General features: G+C 46.2%; 13 protein-coding genes and 1 pseudogene. 7 read left to right on the top strand and 7 right to left on the bottom strand.

From position 1 onward, the window contains the following. Window positions 1-79: 79 nt before the first annotated feature. A complete protein-coding gene (locus tag QUA03_RS06760; RefSeq protein WP_333210728.1) occupies window positions 80-655 on the bottom strand; it encodes a Uma2 family endonuclease in 576 nt (191 codons plus the stop codon). An 89-nt stretch (window positions 656-744) separates the two neighbouring features. Beyond that, window positions 745-2,022 carry an ATP-dependent DNA ligase gene (locus tag QUA03_RS06755; RefSeq protein WP_333210726.1) on the bottom strand — a complete coding sequence of 426 codons (1,278 nt, stop codon included), beginning with the start codon at window positions 2,020-2,022 and terminating at the stop codon, window positions 745-747. 82 nt (window positions 2,023-2,104) lie between these two features. Between QUA03_RS06755 and QUA03_RS06750 the strand changes: the two genes are divergently transcribed. The 4 genes from QUA03_RS06750 to QUA03_RS06735 all read left to right on the top strand — a co-directional run bounded on the left by QUA03_RS06750 (window position 2,105) and on the right by QUA03_RS06735 (window position 10,067). Next, the gene (locus QUA03_RS06750; RefSeq protein WP_333210725.1) at window positions 2,105-2,260 is read left to right on the top strand and encodes a hypothetical protein; all 156 of its coding nucleotides are present in this window, start codon (window positions 2,105-2,107) and stop codon (window positions 2,258-2,260) included. A 90-nt stretch (window positions 2,261-2,350) separates the two neighbouring features. Beyond that, entirely contained in the window at window positions 2,351-2,656 is a 306-nt protein-coding gene (locus QUA03_RS06745; protein ID WP_333210775.1) for a glutaredoxin family protein, read from the top strand. Window positions 2,657-2,854: 198 nt separating this feature from the next. Beyond that, window positions 2,855-4,381 carry a UDP-N-acetylmuramoyl-L-alanyl-D-glutamate--2,6-diaminopimelate ligase gene (locus QUA03_RS06740; RefSeq protein ID WP_333210723.1) on the top strand — a complete coding sequence of 509 codons (1,527 nt, stop codon included), beginning with the start codon at window positions 2,855-2,857 and terminating at the stop codon, window positions 4,379-4,381. 169 nt (window positions 4,382-4,550) lie between these two features. Beyond that, window positions 4,551-10,067 (top strand): AAA family ATPase, encoded by a 5,517-nt coding sequence (locus QUA03_RS06735; RefSeq protein ID WP_333210722.1) that lies wholly within the window; start codon window positions 4,551-4,553, stop codon window positions 10,065-10,067. Window positions 10,068-10,239: 172 nt separating this feature from the next. Here QUA03_RS06735 and QUA03_RS06730 read toward each other — a convergent pair whose 3' ends face one another. After that, window positions 10,240-11,856, bottom strand: coding sequence for a HAMP domain-containing sensor histidine kinase (locus QUA03_RS06730; protein WP_333210720.1), 1,617 nt, complete (start codon window positions 11,854-11,856; stop codon window positions 10,240-10,242). Between the two features lie 395 nt (window positions 11,857-12,251). Here QUA03_RS06730 and QUA03_RS06725 point away from each other — a divergent pair, with 395 nt between their 5' ends. Continuing rightward, on the top strand, window positions 12,252-13,658 hold the full coding sequence (locus tag QUA03_RS06725) for a TldD/PmbA family protein (RefSeq protein ID WP_333210718.1): 1,407 nt from the start codon (window positions 12,252-12,254) through the stop codon (window positions 13,656-13,658). 311 nt (window positions 13,659-13,969) lie between these two features. On the opposite strand, the gene patX is transcribed toward QUA03_RS06725, so the two are convergent. Next, window positions 13,970-14,170: a heterocyst-inhibiting protein PatX gene (patX, locus tag QUA03_RS06720; protein ID WP_333210716.1), complete on the bottom strand. Its 201-nt coding sequence runs from the start codon at window positions 14,168-14,170 to the stop codon at window positions 13,970-13,972. An 808-nt stretch (window positions 14,171-14,978) separates the two neighbouring features. Further along, complete coding sequence (gene coaE / locus QUA03_RS06715; protein ID WP_333210714.1) at window positions 14,979-15,716, bottom strand: dephospho-CoA kinase; 738 nt, start codon at window positions 15,714-15,716, stop codon at window positions 14,979-14,981. Between the two features lie 205 nt (window positions 15,717-15,921). Here coaE and QUA03_RS06710 point away from each other — a divergent pair, with 205 nt between their 5' ends. Beyond that, window positions 15,922-21,069 carry a CHAT domain-containing protein gene (locus QUA03_RS06710; protein WP_333210713.1) on the top strand — a complete coding sequence of 1,716 codons (5,148 nt, stop codon included), beginning with the start codon at window positions 15,922-15,924 and terminating at the stop codon, window positions 21,067-21,069. Window positions 21,070-21,559: 490 nt separating this feature from the next. On the opposite strand, the gene QUA03_RS06705 is transcribed toward QUA03_RS06710, so the two are convergent. Next, on the bottom strand, window positions 21,560-22,984 hold the full coding sequence (locus QUA03_RS06705) for a diguanylate cyclase domain-containing protein (RefSeq protein ID WP_333210712.1): 1,425 nt from the start codon (window positions 22,982-22,984) through the stop codon (window positions 21,560-21,562). Between the two features lie 419 nt (window positions 22,985-23,403). Here QUA03_RS06705 and QUA03_RS06700 point away from each other — a divergent pair. Next, a pseudogene (locus QUA03_RS06700) lies at window positions 23,404-23,862 on the top strand (hybrid sensor histidine kinase/response regulator); the annotation flags it as partial. A gap of 196 nt (window positions 23,863-24,058) precedes the next feature. Here the strand turns inward: QUA03_RS06700 and QUA03_RS06695 are convergent. Then, window positions 24,059-24,760: tetratricopeptide repeat-containing serine protease family protein (locus QUA03_RS06695; protein ID WP_333210711.1), on the bottom strand; the 702-nt coding region annotated here is incomplete at its 5' end.

Below are 24,760 nucleotides of genomic sequence, written 5' to 3'. Positions count from 1 at the left end.
GTTCGTAGTGAGGACGGAAGTCCTCAGAAGAAGGACTTGCATTCCTCACTACGAAGCAAAGAAATTTTTTTGGCATACATCACAATATGATGCCGGGGACTTTTTGATAAATTTCGCTAATTGCACAACTAAAATTCGCACTAACAAATTCTACTCTATCTCCTTGTCGGTAAGTCTGAGAAATCCAATTTCCCTCAGCATTGAGTCGAAAACACTCAATTTTAATCTCAGATTGAGTGATGAGTACGTATTCTTGCAAACTCGGAGAAGTTTGGTAATCGGCAAATTTATCGCCTCTGTCAAAAGCTGCCGTTGAGGGCGACAATACCTCAACTACTAAAGATGGATATAAGATGAAATCTTCAGTAGTTGAGGTATCTCTTTCGTCACAAGTCACAGCTACGTCAGGATAGTAATAGCAATTCGCCTCTTCCAGTCGGACTTTAATATCTGATGACAGAACTAAGCATGGCGTATTCAGCAGATGATTTCCCAGCAGCCGAACTAAATTACTAGCAATAATAATGTGAGGCTTTTTTGCCCCTGTCATTGCATAAACGTGTCCGCGTCTGTATTCGTGTTTTATCGGGCTTACTCGCTCGCCTTCTAGGTACTCTTCTGGGGAGACGTAGAAATTGTTTTTGCTGATAACCATTGATTTTTAATCCGCTGATTTTATCTGATACTATGTGTTGGAACTCACATATTTGGGGAAGGAAACGGCAGTGCCGTTTCCCTACAAATTTAACAAAACTCCAGAAATCGTGCGTGCCACAGTTTGCCGCTTTCCGTCAAACCCTGCGATCGCACTTTAATTTTGACACTTTTGGGGTTAGCCTCGTAGAGTCGGGCAATTTCCTGCATTTCCTCCCCGCTAAACCCGGTTCCCACGGTTCCTACTGGGACTAATTTGCCATCGATTTCTTGCGCCACTTTGACGGCGCTAAAGGGCCGCCCCGCAACTTTTGTCGCCGTCAAACCCACAATAAACAAATCGTGTTCTTGACAGTATTTAGTCCTCACCATCGGATATTTCTTAACATCTTTTCCGCCGACATAGTGACAGTTGTGCAACACCCAAACTTCGCCTTCTTTATTTTCAGATTCCTGCTGATTTACCAGGACGAGTTTTTCGGCGGTGGTGCGAAATGTCGGTACAACTTCAAAGGCTGGGGATAAATTCGCCACCATTTCGCCAACTTCAACTCCCGCTGCAATTCGTTCGGATTCTGCTACGGTAGTTAAATCATTGCCTTTGAAAAACAAACTTTTAAAAATGGCATAAATTGCGCTGGGCTGGATTGTCGGAAAACCGCTTTCAATATTAACTGTAGCAGCTTGCGCCCCCGTGCGGTGTTCGCTGCCTGTACAGCTTTTGTAATACAGTTCACCGTCTAAAACAAAAGTGCCAATTTTAGCGGCTGTGTCGATTAATGTACGATCGATCTCAATCGATGCTTGTTGCCGCAGGTTAGTCGATCGCGATTGGTAGTATACTTTATCGGGCGTCGCGATGACAACTACTCGATTGCCGTCGCGCTTTGGCTGTCCCCAATAATCGGGATTTTCGATGTAATAAGAACGATCGCTCGGCGCGTCCACCGGCTGCATCGTGACAATCCTTCCCGGCTGTAAGTGCGGTGGTAATTCGGGAACAATCGGATTGTAAACAGTCTCTATTTTGGCAGCGGTAGTTGATTTTGCAGCAGGAGCAAGATTGGTGCTAGATTTGTTTGGAGTATTGATGGCGATCGGCTTTTCTCCAGTTTCCAATTCAAACGCTCTTTTCCAAAAGCCGATCGCCATTTCCGGGTATCCTTCTGACTCCGCACACAGTGCAAAACCAATAACTTTTGCCGTACCGATGCCGCGCCCGTAATCAGCCAAATACTGCACTGCCCCCGCTTCACCCATCAAGTGCAATCCTCGCGTCACGATGCGATTGTTCCAGCGTTCTCGAATGTCGGCGCTAATTTTTTTAGCTGCTTTTCGCTTGGCTTCTGCGTATTCGGTGCAGTCCATACTGCCTCCTTTATGTAGGGCTATTTATATACTATACTAAAGATTGATTTATTAGTCAAGGTAAAGTTTACAATTAGGTTATGTGAATAAATTTAACTTTTTCATTGGTGAACCAGATTTATTTTTTCACCGCAGAGGCGCAGAGGGCACAGAGGAAGAGAAGAAAGAGATAGTCAAGCGCGGTAATCTGTTGGCTGCCAATGCTAAGATAACTTCGATCGCGCATTGCGACCAATAAAGCCGTGAGTTGTGTCTTACTCGCGTTGAGTTCGCCCACTGCCGATCGCAGGTTTGAGAATTTAAGATCGAGTTTAATCTTACTGTTATGATGCGATTGATTTTGTACAGCAAACCCGGATGCCACTTGTGCGAAGGGTTGCAAGAAAAACTCGAACAGATTGAAAGCCTGAAGTTTCAACTCGAAGTCAGAGATATTACCGAACGCGATGACTGGTTTCAAGCTTATCAGTACGAAGTTCCAGTTTTGTTTAAAGTGCAGCCTCAGCCAACCAATTCTGTTGGCGAGGCTGCATTCTCCGCTGAAGAACTGTTACCCCGTCCTTCTCCCCGCTGTAGTGTCGCCCAATTGGAGCAAATGTTACAGAAATATTTGCAAATTGATCTGTCACAATAATACGATTTACCCAAAAACTCAGGTTTTAATCCTGACTTCGGGGTGCTAGGTGTGCAGCTTACTCTAGGCAGATAGATTTTACACCCCGCATAAAAAAACATAGGGTTTGCACCGCGCACAGCAAAAACCTGTAGATAGTGGCTCAAACAATGTGTTCCGCCAGTCATATTCAAGACATCCAAGTGAGGAGTTTTTCAGATGAAATTGAGAGAATTATTAGCAGCAGTTCCCAGCATTTCCTTTGATGCCAAACATCCCGCCCTTGATGCCAAAGTCAAGGGTTTATCCACTAATTCCCACGCTTGTCAGGCGGGCGATTTGTTTTTGGGAATGCCGGGAACTCGGGTTGATGGGGGAGATTTTTGGCAAAGTGCGATCGAATCTGGTGCAGTTGCTGCCATAATTTCCACCCAAGCAGCCGAGAAGATACCCCCCCAACCCCCCCTTGCTAAGGGGGGGCTAGAAGAGGTTCCCTGCGTCATCGCAGCAGCCGATATGGCTCAAGTTTGCGGTCAAATAGCAACTGCTTTTTACGGCAATCCAGCTAGCAAATTAAAACTTGTCGGCGTTACCGGGACTAACGGCAAAACTACAACCACTCATTTAATCGAATTTTTGCTCAATGAAACGCAGTTGCCGACGGCAATTTTCGGTACGCTTTACACTCGCTGGCCGGGCTTCCAACAAACTGCACTTTACACCACACCTTTTGCAGTTGACCTACAAAAACAATTAGCAGAAGCTGTAGCAGCCGGATGCAAACATGGCGTGATGGAAGTCAGTTCCCACGCTTTAGCGCAGCAGCGAGTTTTGGGGTGTAGTTTTGAAGTTGCTGTGTTTACAAATTTGACTCAAGATCATCTAGATTATCACCGCGATATGGAAGATTATTTTGAGGCAAAATCGCTTTTATTTGGTTCTGATTACCTCAAGAAGCGCGCTATAATTAATATTGACGATCCCTACGGGCAGCGGATAGTTGAAACCCTCAAATCTGACCTAGTTTGGAGTTACAGCACTGTTCTGAAAACCGCAGATTTGTATGCTTTTGATTTGGAGTATCAGCCCAATGGAGTTAAGGGAATGCTGCACACTCCCAAGGGCGAAACGGCTTTTGTTTTGCCTTTAGTCGGTCAGTTCAATTTATCAAATATGTTGGCTGCTGTCGGTGCTGTTTTAGAATTGGGTTTAGATTTGTCCGCAATTGTGGAGAAATTATCTCAGTTTTCGGGAGTTCCGGGACGGATGGAACGGGTGCAAATTAGTCCCGACCAAGATATTAGCGTTATTGTGGATTACGCGCACACTCCAGACAGTTTGGAGAACTTGTTGAAGGCGTCGCGGCCGTTTATTCCGGGTCAGATGATTTGTGTTTTTGGCTGCGGTGGCGATCGCGATCGCACTAAGCGGCCGATTATGGGTAAAATCGTTGCAGAATTAGCCGATTTAGCTGTTGTTACTTCCGACAATCCGCGCACTGAAAATCCCGATCGCATTTTGGAGGATGTTTTAGCAGGAATTCCCGCCGCAGTAAAGCCGATCGTGATGTGCGATCGAGCCGCTGCAATTCGCACTGCTATTATGGATGCTAAACCCGGAGATGGCGTGCTGATTGCAGGGAAAGGACACGAAGATTATCAAATTTTGGGCACAGAAAAAGTCCATTTTGACGATCGAGAACAAGCGCGAGATGCCTTGAAAGCCAGAATGAATTCAGTTAAGTAAATTCAGTTAACTGTTAACGGTTAACCGAATTCGGTTAACCGTTAACGCTTAGCTGTTCGCGGGCTGCGAAATTTGTTAGATTTTTAAGTATTAAGACGAAGCAAGAATCTGATTTGCACTAGATTATAATAGTCATACAAAATATTTTAATAGAAAAATAATTATTGTTATGATAGAACTAACTGACTATCAAATTCTCGCTCGAATTTATTCAGGCACTCGCACCCTAGTTTATCGCGGAACTCGCCTCTGCGACCAAAAACCGGTCGCCATCAAAGTCTTGCGAAACGAGTATCCCAGCTTCAGCGAGCTCTTGCATTTTCGCAATCAATACACGATCGCCAAAAACCTGAATTTGCCCGGAATCATCGAAACCTACAGCTTGGAACCCTACCGCAACGGCTATGCGTTGATTGTGGAAGACTTCGGGGGAATTTCTCTGAAGGAATGGACGGGGAAAGGAAAAACCGTGCAATCTCTGGTTGATTTTTTCCAAATTGCGATCGACCTGAGCAATACATTAGATATACTGTACCGCCACCGCATCATTCACAAAGACATTAAGCCCGCCAATATTTTAATAAATCCTGAGACTAAACAAGTCAAACTCATTGACTTTAGTATTGCATCTTTGCTGCCACGAGAAACTCAAACACTGATGAGTCCCAACGTAATCGAAGGAACACTCAGCTATATATCTCCCGAACAAACAGGAAGGATGAATCGCGGCCTTGACTACCGCACAGATTTCTATTCATTAGGTGTAACTTTTTACGAATTGCTGACAGGAAAATTGCCATTTCAATCCACCGATCCAATGGAATTGATCCACTGTCATATTGCCCAGCACCCAACATCTGTACGTGAAATTAATCCCGAAATACCCCTTGTCCTCTCGGAAATTGTCAGCAAATTGATGGCAAAAAATGCCGAAAGTCGGTATCAGAGTGCATTAGGGTTGAAAGCAGATTTAAAAACTTGTTTGCAACAACTCAATGAGACAGGTAAAATTGAGAGTTTTGCCATTGGGCGGCGGGATTTTTGCGATCGCTTTATCATACCCGAAAAACTCTACGGCAGAGCAACCGAAGTCGCTGCATTATTAGCAGCATTCGATCGAGTAGCAAACCCCTCTAAATCTCCTTCCCCAGAAGAGGCTGGAACCGATAGAAACGATGCAAAAGAAGACCTCCTCTTGATTGAGGAGGACTGGCGCTACTCGAACTTATCCCGGAGCGAAATGATGCTAGTTGCCGGATTTTCCGGCATTGGGAAAACCGCTGTAGTCAACGAAATTCACAAACCCATAGTTCGGCAACGTGGTTATTTTGTCAAAGGCAAATACGACCAATTTCAACGTAATATTCCCTTTAGTGCTTTTGTGCAAGCCTTCCGAGATTTGATGGAGCAATTAATCTCAGAAAGCGACGCTCAGCTAGAACGATGGCAAAGGAAAATTATCAAGGCTCTTGGCGAAAATGGTCAAGTTATTGTAGAAGTAATTCCTGAATTAGAACGGATTATTGGTAAACAACAGCCTGTCTCTGAACTTTCGGGAAGTGCCGCCGAAAATCGTTTCAATTTACTATTTCAAAAATTTATCTCGGTTTTTGCTACAAAAGAGCATCCCTTAGTGATTTTTTTGGATGATTTGCAATGGTCAGATTCAGCATCTCTAAAGCTTTTGCAAGTGTTGATGAGTGAAAAAGATAGTCAAAATTTGCTGGTAATTGGAGCCTATCGGGATAACGAAGTATCTCCAGCTCATCCATTTATGTTGGCAGTAGCAGAGATGGAAAAATCCCAAGTAACGGTAAATACTATTACCTTGGAACCTCTGAGTCAAGTCGATATTAACGATTTGATAGCAGATACGCTCTCGTGCGAGATCCTTCTTGCTCAGCCATTAACCGAGTTAGTTTATCAAAAAACCCAAGGCAATCCATTTTTTGCCACGCAATTTCTCAGGGCGCTACAGGAAGATGGGCTGATTGCGTTTAACCCCACCCCCCTTACCGAGGGGGGAGAGAAAGGGGTAACAGAGGGGTGGCAGTGCGATATTGCCAAAGTCAAAGCCCTAACTATTACCGATGATGTAGTGGAATTTATGGCGGTGCAATTGCAGAAGTTGCCGCCAGAAACTCAGGATGTGCTGAAGTTGGCTGCGTGCATTGGAGCGCAGTTTGATTTGAATACATTGGCGGTAGTCAGCGAGAAGTCGCCGGAAGAAACTGCTGCGGATTTGTGGAAATCCTTGCAAGAAGGATTCATCTTACCAACCAGTGAAATTTACAAGTTTTATATAGGAAAAGAAGAGCGGATCACCAGCCCCGCATTGCCAACAACAGCCGCTCAATTACCTCACTACAAGTTTCTCCACGATCGGGTTCAGCAAGCTGCTTATTCATTAATTCCTGATGACCAAAAGCAAGCCACCCATCTCAAAATAGGACAGTTACTTCTTCCGAATTTCTCAGAAGTTGAAAGAGGAGAAGAAGTGTTCGATATTATTAATCATTTTATTCTTAGTTCGGAGCTAATAACGCAGCAAGAAGAACGAACAAAGCTTGCTAAAATTAGCCTCTTTGCAGGGCAGAGAGCCAAACTATCAACAGCGTATGAATCGGCAACAAAATATCTCGCTTTCGGTTTAAGTTTCCTACCCAGCAATAAATGGCAATGTGCCTATAAATTAACATTGGCAATGTATTTAGAAAGCCTGGAATCTGAGTTTTTGGCAGGAAACTTTGAAGAAGCTGAAAGACTGATAAAAATCGCTTTTAATTCTGCCCAGTTTAGTTTAGACAGAACAAAAATTATTGCCATTCAGCTAACTCATTATCAAAATAATGCCCTGTATCAAAAGGCGATTCAGGTAGGAATTGAAGGGCTGAAACTGTTAGGCTTAGAACTGGCGATTATGCCAAATGAAGCAGAGTTAGAAGGGATGGCTCTGGAAGTTAAAAAAACCTTAAATCAGCGCGCAGTTGCACGACTAATCGACGCACCACTCATTGTCGATGAAGAACGCCAGATGCAGATCAAACTGCTAATGAACATGGTACCGCCCACTTACCTAACTAATCAGGAGTTGTTAGTGTTGGTTGTGCTACACATGACCAATCTCTGTTTGCAATACGGGAATACCAATGTGGCGGGTTTTGTTTATGTTTGGTATGGAACAATTCTCTGCCAACGCTTTCAAGACTATGAACTGGGCTATGAGTTTGGACTTTTAGGGTTGAAGGTGAATGAAAAATTTCATAACACCACCCTGAATGGCAAAATTTATATGTCGTTTGGCAACTTTATCAACCATTGGCGCAAGCACGTCAGTTCCAATCTTGTTCTGCAACAAGCTGCTTATCAGGGGGCAATGGAGGTAGGGGATTTTTCTTGGTGTCATCACAGTGCTCTGTTCAGTTTTTGGCAGCAGGCGATCGTCTCAAGCGATATTCACATTTTGCTGGCTCGACATGAAAAGTACATCAGCTTTGCGGAACGAACTGAGATTACGACAGCATTTGCCCTAATTCTTCAGTGCAAGCTCCTAGAGAACTTGCAAGGGCTAACGATAGGGAAGTATAGCCTGAGTTCTGAAACATTTGATGAAGAGTCGGCGCTAGCGACGTTCAATGAAATTGGCTATGGCTATGGCAGTAGTACATACTATTTCGCTAAAGCCTTTTTGTTTTTTACCTATGGTGAGTATGCTAAGGCTTATGAAATGTTAGTAGCCGCGACCGAGTTTTCTAATGCACTATATGGACAATTTCAACGTGTTCTGCATTGTTTTTATCAGTCTTTGACCGTCTTGCAACTTTATGGGGAAGCACCGGAAAAACAACCAAAAGATTATCAAGAAGTTGTTCAGAATAATCGGCAACAACTTCAAATTTGGGCACACAACTGTCCTGAAAACTGTTTGTCCAAATTTCTGCTTTTAGAGGCGGAGATGGCTCGTGTTGCTGAACAAAAATGGCAGGCTGCTGAGTTGTACGATCGCGCCATTCAACTGGCTAAAGACAACCAATTCCTCAACGAGGAAGCCCTCGCCCACGAACTCGCCGCTAAATTCTACCTCGGCTGGGGCAAAGAAAAAGTCGCTGCAGGCTATATGCAGGAAGCCTACTATTGTTACGCCCGCTGGGGAGCAAAAGCCAAAACCGATGACCTAGAAAAACGTTATCCCGATCTGCTGCGCCCCATCTTACAACAGTCCGGCCAACCCGTCACTATTTTAGAAACCCTATCCACCCTCACCAATCCCACCTACTCAATTCATTCGAGTACCCACCACACTACCTCAAGCACCTCGATCAACCATGCTCTAGATTTTACGACCCTGCTGCAAATCTCCCAAATGATCTCCAGCACGATCGACCTGGATGAGTTGCTCCAAATTCTGAGCCAAACCATGTTACAAAACTCCGGAGCCGATCGCTGTGCACTGATGCTATGCCAACATCAACAATGGCAAGTGCGGGCGATAGCTACGTGGGAAAACATTAGCCTGCAAACGGAGCCCCTAGAGAATAATCCCAGCGTTCCTGTTAAATTAATCCAGTATGTCAAAAACACCCTAGCAGCAGTTGTCATCGATCACGCCAAAACTGATCTACCTGTGATTGACGATTATTTAGACCACCACCAACCAGAGAGTTTGCTGGGTTTGCCAATTCTAAATCAGGGGAATTTGGTCGGCATTTTGTATCTAGAAAATCGGATAACCAGCGGGGTGTTTAGTCGCGATCGCCTCCTAGTGCTGAATTTTCTCTCTAGTCAAGCGGCGATCGCTCTGGAAAATGCCCGCCTCTATCACCAAGTGCAGCAGACTTTGAATGAACTTCAGCAAACTCAGATGCAAATGATCCAAAGTGAAAAAATGTCAGCATTAGGTAATCTAGTGGCCGGGGTTGCCCATGAAATCAACAACCCCATTGGTTTCATTGCCGGCAACATTAATGAAGCTCATGCTGGAGTCCAAGACTTAATTGATTATTTGCACCTCTATCAAGAAAAGTTTCCTCAACCCGGAGCAGAATTAATTGAGAAAGCAGAGGAAATAGACTTAGATTATCTAGTAGAAGATTTACCCAAAATGTTGAGTTCTATGAAAATAGGATGCGAGCGCATCAAAAACATCAGCACATCCCTCCGCACTTTCTCTCGTGCCGATACGGCCCATAAAGTTGAGGCCAATATCCACGAAGGTCTCAATAGCACTTTGATGATTTTACGGCATCGCCTGAAAGCGAACGACAAGCATCCTGAAATTAAAATCATTAAAGAGTACGGCAATATTCCCCAAGTAAACTGTTATTTGGGACAATTAAACCAGGTATTTATGAATTTGTTAGCAAATGCGATTGATGCCTTAGAAGAATCAAATCAAGGACGAAGTTTTGCCGAAATTAAAGCCCATCCCAATCACATCACTATTCGGACAAAAGTAGAAAGTGAAAAGGTAAAAATTTCCATCGCCGATAACGGAAAAGGAATGTCAGAAGAGGTAAAAAATCATATTTTCGACCATCTATTTACCACTAAAGATGTGGGCAAAGGAACTGGGTTGGGACTGGCGATCGCACGTCAAATTGTAGAAGAAAAACACGGGGGCAAACTGAGTTGTTTTTCTACACCGGGAGAAGGAACGGAGTTTGTCATTGAGATTTTAATTGATTAAGAATTAGTTATCAGTTGTCCGTTGTCCGTTGTCCGTTGTTGACCGATATTATTAATCTCTCTCTTCTCTTCCTCTGCGTTCTCTGCGTCCTCTGCGGTTAAATTATTCCGATGCAACCGGAATTGATATAATAACAACCGACAACTGACAACCAACTACGGACAACTGACTACTATTGCAACGGCAAAAATACCGTCATCACCTCACCCTTTTGCGGTCGCTGGCGAATTACCAACTTCCCGCCAGCAGCCCGAAATAAATTCTTAGTCACGCTCAAATTTAAACTCAAACTTCCCGTCTCCGGCTGCACCATCAACAAAGGCCCGATCGATCGCAAAGGACCATTCGCCTTAGCTGCAAAAGTCGATGCGCCATTATCTTCAGGTAGGTGTTCCGATTCCAACTGCAACTTTAACTGATTGCCCGCTAATGTCACCTCCACCTGAATGCGACTCCCGGAAGGCAAAGTTCGAGTAAAATTCTCAATCAAATTAGTTAAAACCTGATCCAGCATCGTCGGATCGCTGACTACTGCAGGCAACTTTTTCGGCACAATAACTTCCAAAGTATGGTTTCGCACAGCGGCCTGTTTTTGCCAGCGGGGAATGCTATTTTGTAGCACTTCACCGAGGGACATTGCTGTTAGCTGCACGCCAGAATTTTTAGCTTGCGACATTTCCAATTCCACGGCGCGGAAAATTAAACCGAAGCGATCGATCTGAGCGGTACACTCAGCATCAATCATTTCCAAACGCTTGATCACCACTGGTTCAAGTTTGGGACGTTTCAGCAGCAGCCGAGTCAGCGTGCGAATAGTAGCCAAAGGAGTGCGGACTTCGTGGGCGATCGCCTGTAGCAATTCCACCTCTTTAGTAGCCAGAGGCATTGGAGATTTGCAGTTGATATCTGTAGCCGATAACTTGTGATGTCTATGGTTCAAACCATCATCAATTCTTTCATCCTTGATCCTGCCTGCTTCATCTTTCCCAACCGGCAAATTATGCAACAGCAAGCGGCTGAACTGCATCACTGTTTGATAATTTGGCTCCACAGGCAAAAACTGCTGGAACAGCGCGTCTAATTTAGTAGAATTATTAGTTAATTGGCTAACTGGTAAATTGAAGCTACCGTCAGAATTGGCAAGCAAACATTCGCTTTCAGTCACCCTGCGCCGCAAAACCTCCCAAGCTTTCGCCACTACTTGCGGATCGAAAGAAAATAGAAAAGCCGGAATTCCGGCAGAATTTTCACCCAAAACCATCACCAGGCTAAAACTAGCAGTTAAAACCAAACAAAACTGCTCGTTGGCTAAGGGATCGCCACTTGCCAAAGCCAAAGCCGGGGCCGCCGCAGGCACTGATGTTTGCACATCAGCCGCCGGCATTAAAGCTAAAGTTTGTCTAGCCCGAAAAGACCACAAAGCTGCATCGTTGTCGGGAATACTGGTAAAAATCCAATTGGCAAAGCCGTTGGCCAAAGCGGGGTCAGTCAAAACCGAAGACGGGCCGGACAAAACCAATCCCTGACAGGAATTGGGGATTGTCGATCGACCATTTGCTCGATCGGCATTTGTTTTTTGTCCTGCTTTGTGCCGATCAAGCATTTGATTCAAAGCTGCGATCGCCCCGTACCATTCCTGTTCAGCTTTCAGCCGAGAAGCCCCACGGCTTACAGGACACCGATGGCGGTTGTTTTCTCCCGCCAACTTAGGATTAAAGAGACTCAGGTCATTTTCTTGGCCTTCGGAGGCTAAAATTTCGCTTATTGTCGGTAAAAAGTAAGTATTCACAGTTATAAACCCACCTTCGGAGGCATGAAGGGTGAAGTATTTATGTATAGGAAAGTTCAGGAGTTAGGAGTCAGTCGATTTTAGATTTTAGATTTTAGATTTTAGATTTACCCCACAGATAAATCTGGGAGATTGAACTTTGGTCTAAAATTTTTATCTTTCCACGACTTAAGTACGGTATCCGTTTTTGGGCTGGGTCAAGCACCAGCACGATTAAAAAATCCCGCATAATTTCTTGCGCCTTCCTCCTAACTCACAGGATATCCACATTTGTCAACTAACGATATTGGCAGAACCGTACCAATAAGTCGCAATCTCCGCGCTTGCGGCGGTATTTTGGACGATCGCCCTGACAAAAGTGCAAAATGAAGTAAGTTAAACACCGTGCTTTCCTTATGCCCACCTCGATCGCCGACTCGAAAAATCTGCTGTCAGACTTAATGGCACGCTACCGCCACCAAGTCGATTATCTGGCAATTCGACTGGAAGAAGCCGAAGGCACCGACATCCTGCTGCGGGGCGAAAAAATTGAAACCCTCAGCGAAGGAGTCTCAATTGGCGGCCAAGTCAGAGCTTGCCACAAAGGCGGTTGGGGCTTTGCCAGTTTTAACCGACTTTCCACCCTCGCCGAAAGAATCGAAGAAGCCATCGCCGCGGCAAAACTGATCGGCGAAGAAGAAACGATCCTGGCGCCAGTTACGCCAGTACAAGACATTTGCTTGCTGCCGCTGACAGGAACAGACCCCCGTCTGGTTCCCCTAATTGACAAAAAGCAATTGTGCGATCGCTACGCGGCCATTCTCCGCAGCATTGACCCCCGCATCGCCACAATCTCCGTGCGCTACGGCGACAGCACCCAGCGCATCATCCTCGCCACCTCCGAAGGCACCATGCTCGAACAAGGTTGGGCAGACATGGAAATGCGCTTTGCCGCCACAGCCCGCAGCGGGGAAACCGTACAAACTGGCCGAGAAACTACTGGTTCCCGCAAAGCTTACGAAGATTTAACCGATCTCGATATTCAAGTTCGCAGCGCCGCCCAGAGAGCCGTAGATTCTCTAGCCTTACCCCCCGTCCAAGGCAACACCTACACCGTCGTCATCGACCCAATTTTGACCGGATTATTCGTCCACGAAGCCTTCGGACACCTTTCCGAAGCCGACATGGCCTACGAAAATCCTGACATTTTGGAAATTATGACCCTCGGCCGCCAGTTCGGCCCAGAAAACTTGCAAATTTTCGACGGTGCAGCGCCAGAGGGACACCGGGGCAGCTATTTCTACGACGATGAAGGCACTCCCGCGACTACTACTCAGTTAATTAAAGACGGCGCTTTAGTCGGGCGATTGCACTCGCGGGAAACGGCGGGCAAGTTGGGAGAAACGCCTACTGGCAATGCTCGGTGTTTGAATTATCATTATCCGCCGATCGTCCGCATGACGAATACTTGGATCGAACGCGGTGACACGCCAGTTGCTGACTTATTTTCTGGTATCAAAGAAGGAGTTTATGCGCGCAATTGGCAAGGCGGCATGACTAACGGCGAAATGTTTACTTTCAGTGCCGGCGAAGCTTGGATGATCCGCGACGGAAAATTAGACAATCCGGTGCGGGATGTTACTCTTTCGGGTAATGTTTTCAGCACTTTAGCTGATATTGAGGCGATCGGCGACGATTTCTACTGGGATGAATCCGGTGGCTGCGGCAAGGCAGGGCAAAGCGGTTTGCCCGTGGGCTGCGGCGGTCCGAGTTTGCGGATTCGCGATGTGGTTGTTGGTGGCGAAGCTGCAGAAGAAGATTAAAGCTGCAAAAGTTTAAAAAAGAAAGGTAAAGCGCCACATTCCTACTCGCGCTTTACCTTTCTTTTTTTTTTGAGTGCAACATTTCGCGCCCGTTGGTGGTGTCTGATATCTTGAGGACGCTTGGCCAAAAAACCGGAATAGCGAACAATTATGCTTTGAGTCGTCAAGTACCGCTAAAAAAGCGGTTTTTTGCTACGCAGTACGTAAGTCCGCAATTAATGGCTCGAAATCTTCAATTTTTATCTTCTTATCCCAATTTTCTCTTCTCCCATTCTCCCCCTAATTCCAGACAATTATCGCTTTTTTCGGCTTTATCTCCCATCACCTCGTCCTGGCGCCGTATCTTTCTCGTTATCGTACAAGCTCTGAGTTTCAGGTAGAGCGGTTAAAATTTCTGAAGCAGAGTTGTCTTGAGCAGAAAAGGTCGATCGAGTTTCTAAGCTTTGAGCATTAACTGCGGTACTACTCAGTAACAGGCTTGACATCAGGATGGAAGAGTAAACGCGCATCATAAATTTTGGTGTTTGTATTTTCCCCTTCTTGATACGCAGTCTGTACTCTGCTATCAGGATAAAAAAAATAATTGTGGCGAAGTCATCAATTAGTAAGTGAGGGAACCTACAATTTTTTTGAGTTTTGGTTAAAAGCGGGTTAAATCCATCCTCTAGCTCCCTTGTTCGCGGACAATTTCTAGTTATCTGCTACTTACGGGCAACCAGCATAATTCAAGACCATGTTCAAAAAAATCATGCTACTCTTATATGCCCGTCTTGCCAACCCTGGTAGTTATAAATCATTCCCCAATCTAAAATCTAAAATCTAAAAGGGTATCGCCCCTGGAAACCTCTTGAAACAGTCTTCCAACAAGGAAATAAAACGCCAATTGTAAAGTTTTACTACTTTTATGATTAACTTCATAATTTATTGAGGTGAAGCGGCAACCCTAGGATGAAAGACACAACAAGAGAGTACCGAGGCGCTCCATCCGCACGTTACATATAAATATCTTGTTGAATAATGAGATTCCTTAAAGCGGGCAAGGCTTAATTTTCACATTAACTTCATAAATGGTTGCTATTGTATGTTTAAATAAATTGTGAACCTTTGATTTTTTATGATTTTTTCTGATCTTTTTTGATCTTGCTTTGTGACAAGAGGGCTTACGCGCCACTTTGAAGGAGGAGTCGAAAGCGGTTGGGAAAAAAGCCCGTTGACAAAATCGTGGATTCAATCTCAAATCTCAACTCTCAAATCGAACTGGCGCGCAAAAAGTAAAAAAACCTGGTTTTAAAACCCATATCGCGGATTCAATCTCAAATCTCAAATCTCAACGCGATTGACTTGCACATCTACCTGCTGGAATAGCGAGTCGAGCGTTGACGAGTTGTCCAAAATAACATCAGCTTGTTGACACTTTTGAGCCAGCGGCAACTGGGCGTTAATGCGGGCATTAGCTCGATCGTAACTCAAGCAGTCTCGCTGCATTAGTCGTTCTAACTGCACTTCGTGTGAACAGTACACTACCCAAATTTCGGTACACAAGTCAGTCATGTTAGCTTCAAACAGCAGCGGCACTACCAAAACCAAAGTCAACGTGTCAGCCGGCGCGCTGAAACCGGGTTTTTTTTCAACAATACTTCGTTCTAGCTTTTGATGAGGGTGAAAAAAGCCGGTTTCTTGAGTCTTTGTACCTAAATCCTGTGTGCCTTGGGATACCAAACTCGATGCAGCAATGCAGCTTTGAGTTTCCTCAACTAATCGGCGGCGCACGTAAGGGTGAATCTGTTGTTCCAACCACTGCCGCTCGTCTGCGTTACAAAAAATAATACTTCCCAACTCTGGCCGATTTAAATTGCCATCCGGGAGCACAATACCGGCACCGTATCGTTTTACAATAGAGTCAAGTATTGGCGAACCGGGGTTCACAGCTTCGCGGGCGTAAATATCGGCATCTAAAATCGGAAATCCACAGGCATCTCTCAGATAATTAGATATAGCGGTTTTACCGGTGGCGATGCCCCCAGTTAAACCAATCAGACGGACAATGCGATCGTTCATAATTTTCTCTGTTTAAACTTCCTGTGTTTCGACACTTACTGTCAGTCTTTGCTATGTTGGTGACACAATCAAATTTAGACTTAAATTTTAAGATTTGCGATCGAGAGTTCGCGTTAGGAAGTGTCAGCGTTGGGGTGCGATCGGCTCTTTTTTACCTAAAATCTCAATTTTAAACTCGAATTAAGGTCTAGACCGAGGCAAACTTATGAATGCTCAACGTGCTGTGCGGTCGATTCTGGCAGCAATTCCCCTTGCTGGATTTTTGATAGTAGATTTTTTACCCAACCTGGTTTTCCTCAAGGAAAACAGCAGCGGATGGGTACTCGTGGCAATTTATCCCCAATCTCAAATTGCTGCGGCACAATCTATTACTCCAGCCCCAGACCGCACCGGAACCGCTGTCACCGGCCCAGGTACAGGGTCGCCTCCTCGCTACGACATTAAAGGCGGCACTCCCTCCAGAGACGGAGCAAATTTGTTCCACAGTTTTACTCGGTTTAATCTGAATCCTGGCGAAACTGCCAATTTCATCTCCAACCCAAGCGTTAAAAATATCCTCGGTCGTGTTGTCGGCGGGGATGCTTCCTTAATTAACGGTTTAATTCAAGTTAGTGGCGGCAATTCTAATTTGTTGCTGATGAATCCCGCAGGGATTATTTTTGGAACGAATGCCCGACTCGATGTGTCCGGGTCTTTTTTTGCTACCACTGCTAGCGGTATCGGTTTTGACAACGGCTGGTTCAACGGTACTGGGGCGATCGACTACGCCGCCCTAGTCGGAACGCCGAATGCTTTTGTTTTTGGCTCACAGCCCGGAAGTATTGTCAATGCCGGTAACTTGGCTGTCGGAACCGGGCAAAATTTGACTTTGCTGGGCGGTACGGTCATCAGTACAGGGCAACTTTCAGCCCCAGGCGGTCAAATTACTGTGGCGGCTGTCCATGGTGAAAATCTGGTGCGGTTGAGTCAAAACGGACTTTTGCTGAGTTTAGAAGTTTCTCCAGCAGCCGGAGTGTGGGGTTCCGAAGCGGTTCCCTTCTCTCCGCTGACTTTACCTCGGCTGCTTTCGGGCCCCGGCGTGGCTAACGCTACGGGTATAACTACGAACGCTCAAGGTGAAGTCGTACTCACAGGCAGCCAAACAGTGCCTGCAGGTGCTGGAACTGCGCTGGTAGCGGGTTCTGCGGACGTGTCTGCCAGGGGGGGCGCGGGAGGCAGCGTCAACGTGTTGGGTGACAAGGTAGGGCTCTTGGGAGCGAAGATTGAGGCTTCGGGGCCCGACGGCGGCGGAACGGTGCGGATCGGGGGAGATTACCGAGGCGAGGGAACTGTGCCGAATGCCAGGATGACTTACGTGGATGGCAAAAGTTCGATCGCAGCCAACGCAACTGAATCAGGCAATGGCGGCAGAGTTTTTGTCTGGGCTGACAACACAACAGCATTTTTGGGCAGCATTAGCGCAAATGGCGTTTCTGCAACGGGAACCGCAGGTGTTGGCGGGTTTGTGGAAGTTTCGGGCAAGCAAAGATTGATTTTTAACGGTACTGTTGATACCTCTGGAACAAACGGTTTGGGGACTTTGCTGTTAGATCCAGAAAATATTTTAATTACAGATTCCCCAGAAGCTGCGGGCGATGCGGCAATAATTGCCAACAATAATATTTTGTCAACAGGAACGGTACCAGGACAGGAAAACAATTCTGAGCCTTCGCTGACAATTTCGGCTACAGCTTTGGAAAGTATGTCGGCGACGGCAAATGTGGTTCTCGAAGCGCTCAATGATATTACAATTGCTGATTTGGCGGACAATCTGTTGAGCTTTCAGGCAACTACTGGTTCGGTAACATTTAGAGCGGATGCCGATCGCAGTGGTGCGGGTGTTTTTTCGATGAATTCTGGAGATACAATTAGCACGGCTGGCGGTGCGCTCGCCATTTCGGGAAGTCAAATTACGGCAGGCAATTTGTCGAGTAACGGCGGAAATATTAGTTTGATTAGTTCGGGAACAACCGTTGCAAACAATATTTCTTCATCCAATCCTAGCACCGGCATCAGCGGGAATATTTTGCTTGAAGGCCTGAACGTAACGGCCCAAAAAATTGATGCCAGCGGCTCCAAAGCGACGGGAAATGTAACTGCGACGGCTCGGAATGTTTTGGGAGTGAGCATCGTCGCTGCTGGTTCGGGAAACATTACTTTGACGGGTGATGAAATTAATTTTAAAGGCGACAAAAATTCAGTCAGCGGTACTGGCTTTTTGGTACTGCAACCTTGGAGTCCCGGTCAAAATATTGCGATCGGCGGTTCTGGAGATGTCGGTACTAATATTTATTTGAATCTGACGGCAAGCGACCTCGGAAGTTTGGAAAATGGGTTTGCTGGAATTACGATCGGGCGCAGCAACGGTATCGGTTCAATTCTGATTGCCAACGATTTCACATTTTATGATCCGCTAATTATTCAATCGCCAGCGGGTTTGGGAACAATCACTACCACAAATTCTTTGACAGCGGCCGACAATGCCTCTATTACTCTCAAAGCTGACGGCAATATCAGAACCGGAAATATCACTACCAACAATCAGGAAATTCGCATCGCCAGCACCGCAGGCAATGTCACAACCGGTCAGCTACTTACTGGAACTGCCCGCACCATCAACACTTCTGTCAATCCTTCCGAAGATATAGGCAATTCGGCGGGAGATGTTAGCGTTACCGCACAGGGTACGGTGACTGCAGGGGCGATCGACACGAGGGGCGATCGCGCGGGGAAGGTAACGCTGACGGGGCGCAATGGAGTCACTGCCGGGGCGATCGAAGCTGGTGGCTCGAAAACACCGGGAAATATTACTTTAACCGGCAACGAAATTGACTTGACGGGTGACAAAAATTCGATCGCCAGCAACGGCAATCTGGTGCTGCAACCGGCTGATCCTAGTCAAAATATTATAATTCAAGGTTCTGGCGATACAGAAGCTCTGAACTTGACTGCTGCTGAATTGAACACTTTTCGGAATGGGTTTGCTTCGATCACGATCGGGCGCGCTGACGGTAGCGGTGCGATCTCGATTGGTTCTCCAACGCCAGATTCAACGCCAAATTCAACGCCACTGGCGTTGACATTTCAAGATCCGACGACGATCCGATCGCCCAATGGCGCAGGCGCGATCGTGGGAACGGGTGCGATCGTCGGCACTGATAACGCCACGATCTCTCTGATGGGCGGTACTGTAGCCGTCGGAGACGTTACCTCGATTGCGGGGATTAACATCAATAGCACCCAAGGCAAGTTGACTGCTGGTACGGTTTCATCTCGCTCAACTTCCGGGGTGGCGGGCCCTATCAATATTCGCAGCGCCGGTGCGGTAGAAACTGGCAACATCGATGCTTTTGGTGCCAGAAGCGGGGGAGATATTTCGATTGCGGCGCCGGGCCGGATCGTTACAGGGGTGATCAACTCGAGTTCGCAATCGGGAAGTGCCGGTTCGAGCCAAATTATTGGACAGAAAGATGTTGAAGTTGTTTCGATCAAAGCTCGTGGCAATACGGGCGGCGATGTGGCAATCGAGGCTGGGGGAGCGTTTCGGGCTGCGGGAACAGGAACTAATGCTGAGCGCGCCCAGGTCAGCATTTCTACAGACGGGCTGGCTCAATCGGGTTCACAGACGTTGCTGCAAAGCACTTGCTCGTCGGGAACCTGCACGGTGGCGACTGTTGGGGCTGGAAACTCGAAGTCGAACACTGCCACCTCCTCAACTGCGATCGGGCCGCTGGCGATCGTGCCGAGTCCGGCACCAACTACCAGCGTGGAACTGCAAACTACAGACAATTCTCAACAAATTGTGACTCAGGTGATTCTCGGTCCCACAGCGTCTGCGGCAAAGATCAGTACCACAAATGTCTCGCCAGAACCTGCTGCTGCGCCTGTTGAGGCTCAGTCTAACCAGACTGCTGCGGGCCCGGTACTGCTGTCGCCGTCGGTGTTAAAAGGCAATTTGGGTACGCCTGTGGCGACAGAAAACGCCAGTGTGGCAACAACTCCACAGAAGCCGGCGAGTGCGGTGACAGCAGAAAGTATGGGGAATGTGAGGGTTCCTGAGATTTCTCGATCAAACTCGATCGCGCAAATAAATCCGATCGACGCAGTGCAGCAAAGGGATAGAACTCAGGGCCGGGAATTTGAACGTTACTTTGGGGGGACTGTCACTGAAAAGTCAGTTACGCAGAAAAGTATTCGAGATACTCTCAACAGCGTCAATCAGTTGACTGGGGTTAAACCCGCCATCCTTTACGTATGGGCAAAAGACAAACATTTAGAACTTGTGTTGTTATTGCCAGACGGCAAAAATGTTTTTAAAAGTGTGCCTGCAAGCCGCGAGACAGTCTTGCAAGTTGCTAAAGAATTCACTAATGCTATCAGAACTCCCAGGAGATTGAATGCTGCTGACTACAAGCAACCTGCCGAGGAACTTTACCAGTGGTTAATTGCACCGCTGCAACCGGAATTGGAGGCTAACAAGATTGACACTTTGGTGTTTTCTATGGATGTCGGTTTGCGAACTTTGCCTTTGGCTGCTCTTTACGACGGCAAGCAGTTTTTGGTAGAAAAGTACAGTTTGGGGCTGATTCCGAGTTTGAGTTTAACTGATACTCGCTATGCCGATGTTAAGGGTTCTGAAGTGTTAGCGATGGGTGCGTCGAATTTTCCCGCTAAATACGATCAAAATCCTTTGCCTGCGGTGCCTTTGGAAATATCGACAATTGTGGGCAAGATTTGGCCAGGTTCGTCTTTTCTCAATGAAGCTTTTACTTTGGCAAATTTGAAGCAGAAGCGCAATCAATCGCAATACAAAATTATTCATTTAGCTACTCACGGCGATTTTCAACCTGGGGGTGCCCAAAATTCTTACATTCAGTTTTGGGATACTAAGTTGCGGTTGAATCAGTTGGATCAGTTGAAGTTATCTAACCCGCAGGTGGAGTTGTTGGTTTTGAGTGCGTGTACTACGGCGGTGGGAGACGAACAAGCTGAGTTGGGGTTTGCGGGGTTGGCGGTGCACGCGGGGGTAAAATCGGCTTTGGCGAGTTTGTGGTATGTCAGCGATGTCGGTACTTTGGGGCTGATGACTGAGTTTTACCAGCAGTTGCGTACAGCGCCGATTAAGGCGGAGGCTTTGCGGCAAGCGCAGTTGGCGATGTTGCGAGGTGAAGTGCGGCTGCAAGATGGTTATTTGGTACGATCGGGCAACAATCAAGCTCTGCCTTTGCCGTCGGAGTTGGCCGCCCGGGGCGATCGAAATTTGTCGCATCCTTATTATTGGGCTGCTTTTACCATGATCGGTTCGCCGTGGTAATTCTGAAGGAAGAGGGTGCGATCACCTAAAAAAACGGGAGAGAACAAGTCGCAAAACTCGGAGGATTGGAATACCTAAAAAAGTGCGGTAACTCACACTAGAAACCGCGACCTCAACATCGAAAACGGGATAAAATGGAACAAGAAGAATAAAAAAAAACTCGACTGCTAGCGCCGAAAATATTGATTGTAGACAAGTGTTTACTAAAAACTTTTAGCCCAGATAAATTAGGATAATTTAATCAAAAAGTTTCGCTTGTGCAACAACAATAGCTCTTGGTTATCAAGCCATAACGCTCGGCGGTGAGAATAAACTCATTGGGAGCAACGCTTTCTCCGTTTTGGTCAAGCATTCTTAACAAAATTTCATAATGCTCTAATGATGGGTTACGAGGTAATAGAGCGAATCTTTGGAGAGTAGAGACAAAAACGATTGGTTTCTAACGCACGGCGGATGTTGGAAATCTACTGCCTCTCACCACATTGTCTAATTATATTAGTTCGCCATCATCTAAACGATAAACATGAACACAGTTGCGACCTTTGCCTTTGGCAGCATAACAAGCTGAATCAGCCGCCCCCATAACCTCCATCAAGTCATGGCTGTCTTGGTTAATGGCAACAACTCCAATACTGACCCCGATGATAAAGGTTTTGCTATCCCAAATAAACCGAAACTGATGCACTATATCTTTGAGGTTTTCCGCAATTAGAGTGGCTTTAGAGAGGGAACATTTAGTAAGCAAAAGACCAAATTCATCACCTCCCAAGCGAGCCAGTGTGTCATTAGCGCGGACTCCCTTTTGTAAAAGTCTAGTGATTTGGCGCAGTAGCTCATCGCCAGCAATATGACCAGCGGTATCGTTAACGACTTTGAACTTATCTAAATCTAAATAACAGAGAGCGTGCTGCTGATTGCTATCTTGAACAGAGGCGATCGCCTCCATTAGTCGCTGCTCAAATCCTCGACGGTTGATTAAACCCGTCAGAGCATCGTGACTAGCTTCCCAAGAGAGTTGACGAGCAAAATTGCGCGCTTCGGTAACATCATGAAAGACGATGACTGCCCCGATAATTTGACCTTGGCAGTCTCGAATCGGTGCTGCTGAGTTGTCAATGGCATACTCCGTCCCATCGCGCGCAATCAGTATAGTATGGTTAGCTAAGCCCACAATTCGCTTCTCCAACAGAGCCTTGTTGATCGGATTCTGTACTGGCTTTCGCGTTACTTCATTGACAATTTCAAAGACTGTAGACAGGGGGAGTCCCTTAGCCTCATAAGCCTTCCAGCCTGTCAGTTGCTCAGCGATAGGATTGAAAAATCGCACATTACCTTGAGCATTGGTAGTAATAACTGCATCACCAATCGATTGTAGAGTCACTTGAGCGAGTTCTTTTTCGGCAAAGAGGGATGCTTCGAGACGTTGGCGTTCTTCCATTTCTCTCAAGAGACGTAAGTTCTGCTCTTGGAGGCTTTGTTGCAACCGTCGGATGGTTAGGTGAGTTTCGACACGAGCTAATACTTCTTCGATTTGAAACGGCTTAGCAATATAATCTACGCCACCAACAGCCAGCCCCTGAACCTTATTGAAAGTTTCATTGAGAACACTCAAAAAAATTATCGGAATGCTTGTGGTTTGCTCGTTAGATTTTAATTGTTTACAAACTTCATAGCCATCTAAATCCGGCAATTTAATGTCTAGTAAAATTAGTTCCGTCCATGGCGATTGGGCGGCTCGGATCGCCTTTTCACCTGTTGTGGCACAGCGAACTTTATAACCATGTCTCCTCAAACTACGGCTCAGAAGACGCAGGTTGTCAGGCAGATCGTCAACAATTAAAATATTGCCGCGGTAGTTGGTAGCTGGATCGCTCACTCTATCGCTAGTTCTATCGAGAATCCTACTCCTTTCCATAGTTTCTTGCCAGAGGACTACAAGCCTATGAATAAGAGTATAGTTGAATTATTAGGTTATAAACTCACTTTACGCAGGAAGAAATCCTGCGATCGCAGAGTTCGAGGAATGGCACGCTGCCACAGCCCCTACAAAATCTGACTTGTTGAGGTAGGGATAATCCCTCCGTAGTTGCCCTTCTTCGTTTCGGTTAACATTAGGAAAACATTTTTTCAACGCAATCTGCTGTATGAACAAGCACATTTCTGAAAGGGCAAGTCTACTCGTCATTGCAATCGGATGTCTCGTGCTGCTAGGTTGGCCACTTGACATCTCTCTACTCACAAGTGGTTTTCCCGGTAAGACTTAGACTATGAAGCGGGCAATGGCAGAACTCAATCGATCAGCACTTCAGCACTCATGAATAATGCAGGTTAGATATGATTACACAATTTTTTGAAAGTGGAGGATTCATTCCTCATGGTCACTGCTATCTCTGGCAAACAAACTTAGTAGGATTACATATTTTATCCGATGGTTTAATCGCGCTCGCTTACTATTCCATCCCCATCATGCTAATCTATTTTGTGCGACAGCGCCAAGATACTCCATTTCAGAAAGTATTTTTTCTGTTTGGCGCCTTCATAATTGCCTGTGGTACAACTCATATTATGGAAATTTGGACGCTTTGGTTTCCTACTTATTGGCTTTCGGGGGGACTTAAAGCTATTACTGCTCTGATTTCTATATATACTGAATCTGAGCTAGTCTTGTTAATTCCATCAGCCTTAGCTTTACCTAGTCCAGCTCAACTTATTGTGGCAAATCAAGCATTAAAGAAGGAGATCAAGGAGCGCAAGCGGGCTGAAAACGAACGCAAACAAATTGAGGCGGCTTTACGAAACAGTGAAGAGCTGTTTCGCAATGCGTTTGAAAATGCGGCGTTGCTGATTTAAGGTATGAAAGGCTAAATATGCAGGTCATAGAAACCAATATTCACAAAACTTCAGGATTTTTAAGTGATTTTTTTCATACCCGGATTAAGCAAAGCCATGGGATTACTCATTTTTAATTTTTAATTATTAACTTCTCATTTTACTGAAATTGTTTGATTCTGTTGAGCGCGTCTTGATAGGCGCTGGTTCTGCCGCCTTGCTTGTAAAGTTCTGCTGCTTTTTGAAAGTCGGCAATTGCTTGGGGTTGGTCTTTGTTGTCCAGGTAAGCTAAAGCTCGGTTGTAGTAAGCGTCGGCAAAACCGGGATTGGCTTGGATCGCCCGCGTGTATGCTTCAATAGCGCTAATAGCGCTAATAGCGCTAATAGGCCTGGGCCCGCGGGTTGTTTCGAGGCTGGCGATGAAAGTGCGGGCATTGCCGATATTAAAATACAATTCAGGGGTGTATTTGGGCTTGAAAGCGAGTGCTCTGTTGAAATCGGCGATCGCCTCCCAAGCATCTCCTTGATCTAACAGCGAAAGTCCTCGAAAATAATACGCTTGGGCGTCTTGCGGATTGGCGGTGGATACCGGGCCGCTGGTTGCGGGAGTATTGTCTACTTTCAACTCGGATTTGTTTATTCCCGCCGCCACTAGCTTCGCGATAAATGTATTGATGGGAACTGCTGCATTAAATCCGGTTTTAATCGGGGCGACTTCGCCGGAACTCGTTTGCGCGAAACCAAATTCCCCTTGTCCGTGTAAACCGATGACTCGCGCTTCGGAGTCAAAAACTGGGCCGCCACTCATGCCACTCCAAGTTACGGCCTGATACCGCAAAGTGTAACCTTCCGGGCGGTTGCG

It is taken from the genome of Microcoleus sp. S36b_A4, assembly GCF_036700645.1.
Taxonomy (GTDB): domain Bacteria; phylum Cyanobacteriota; class Cyanobacteriia; order Cyanobacteriales; family Microcoleaceae; genus Microcoleus.
The sequence above is the reverse complement of the archived record's forward strand: the minus strand, read 5'-3'. Positions and strand labels throughout refer to the sequence as shown.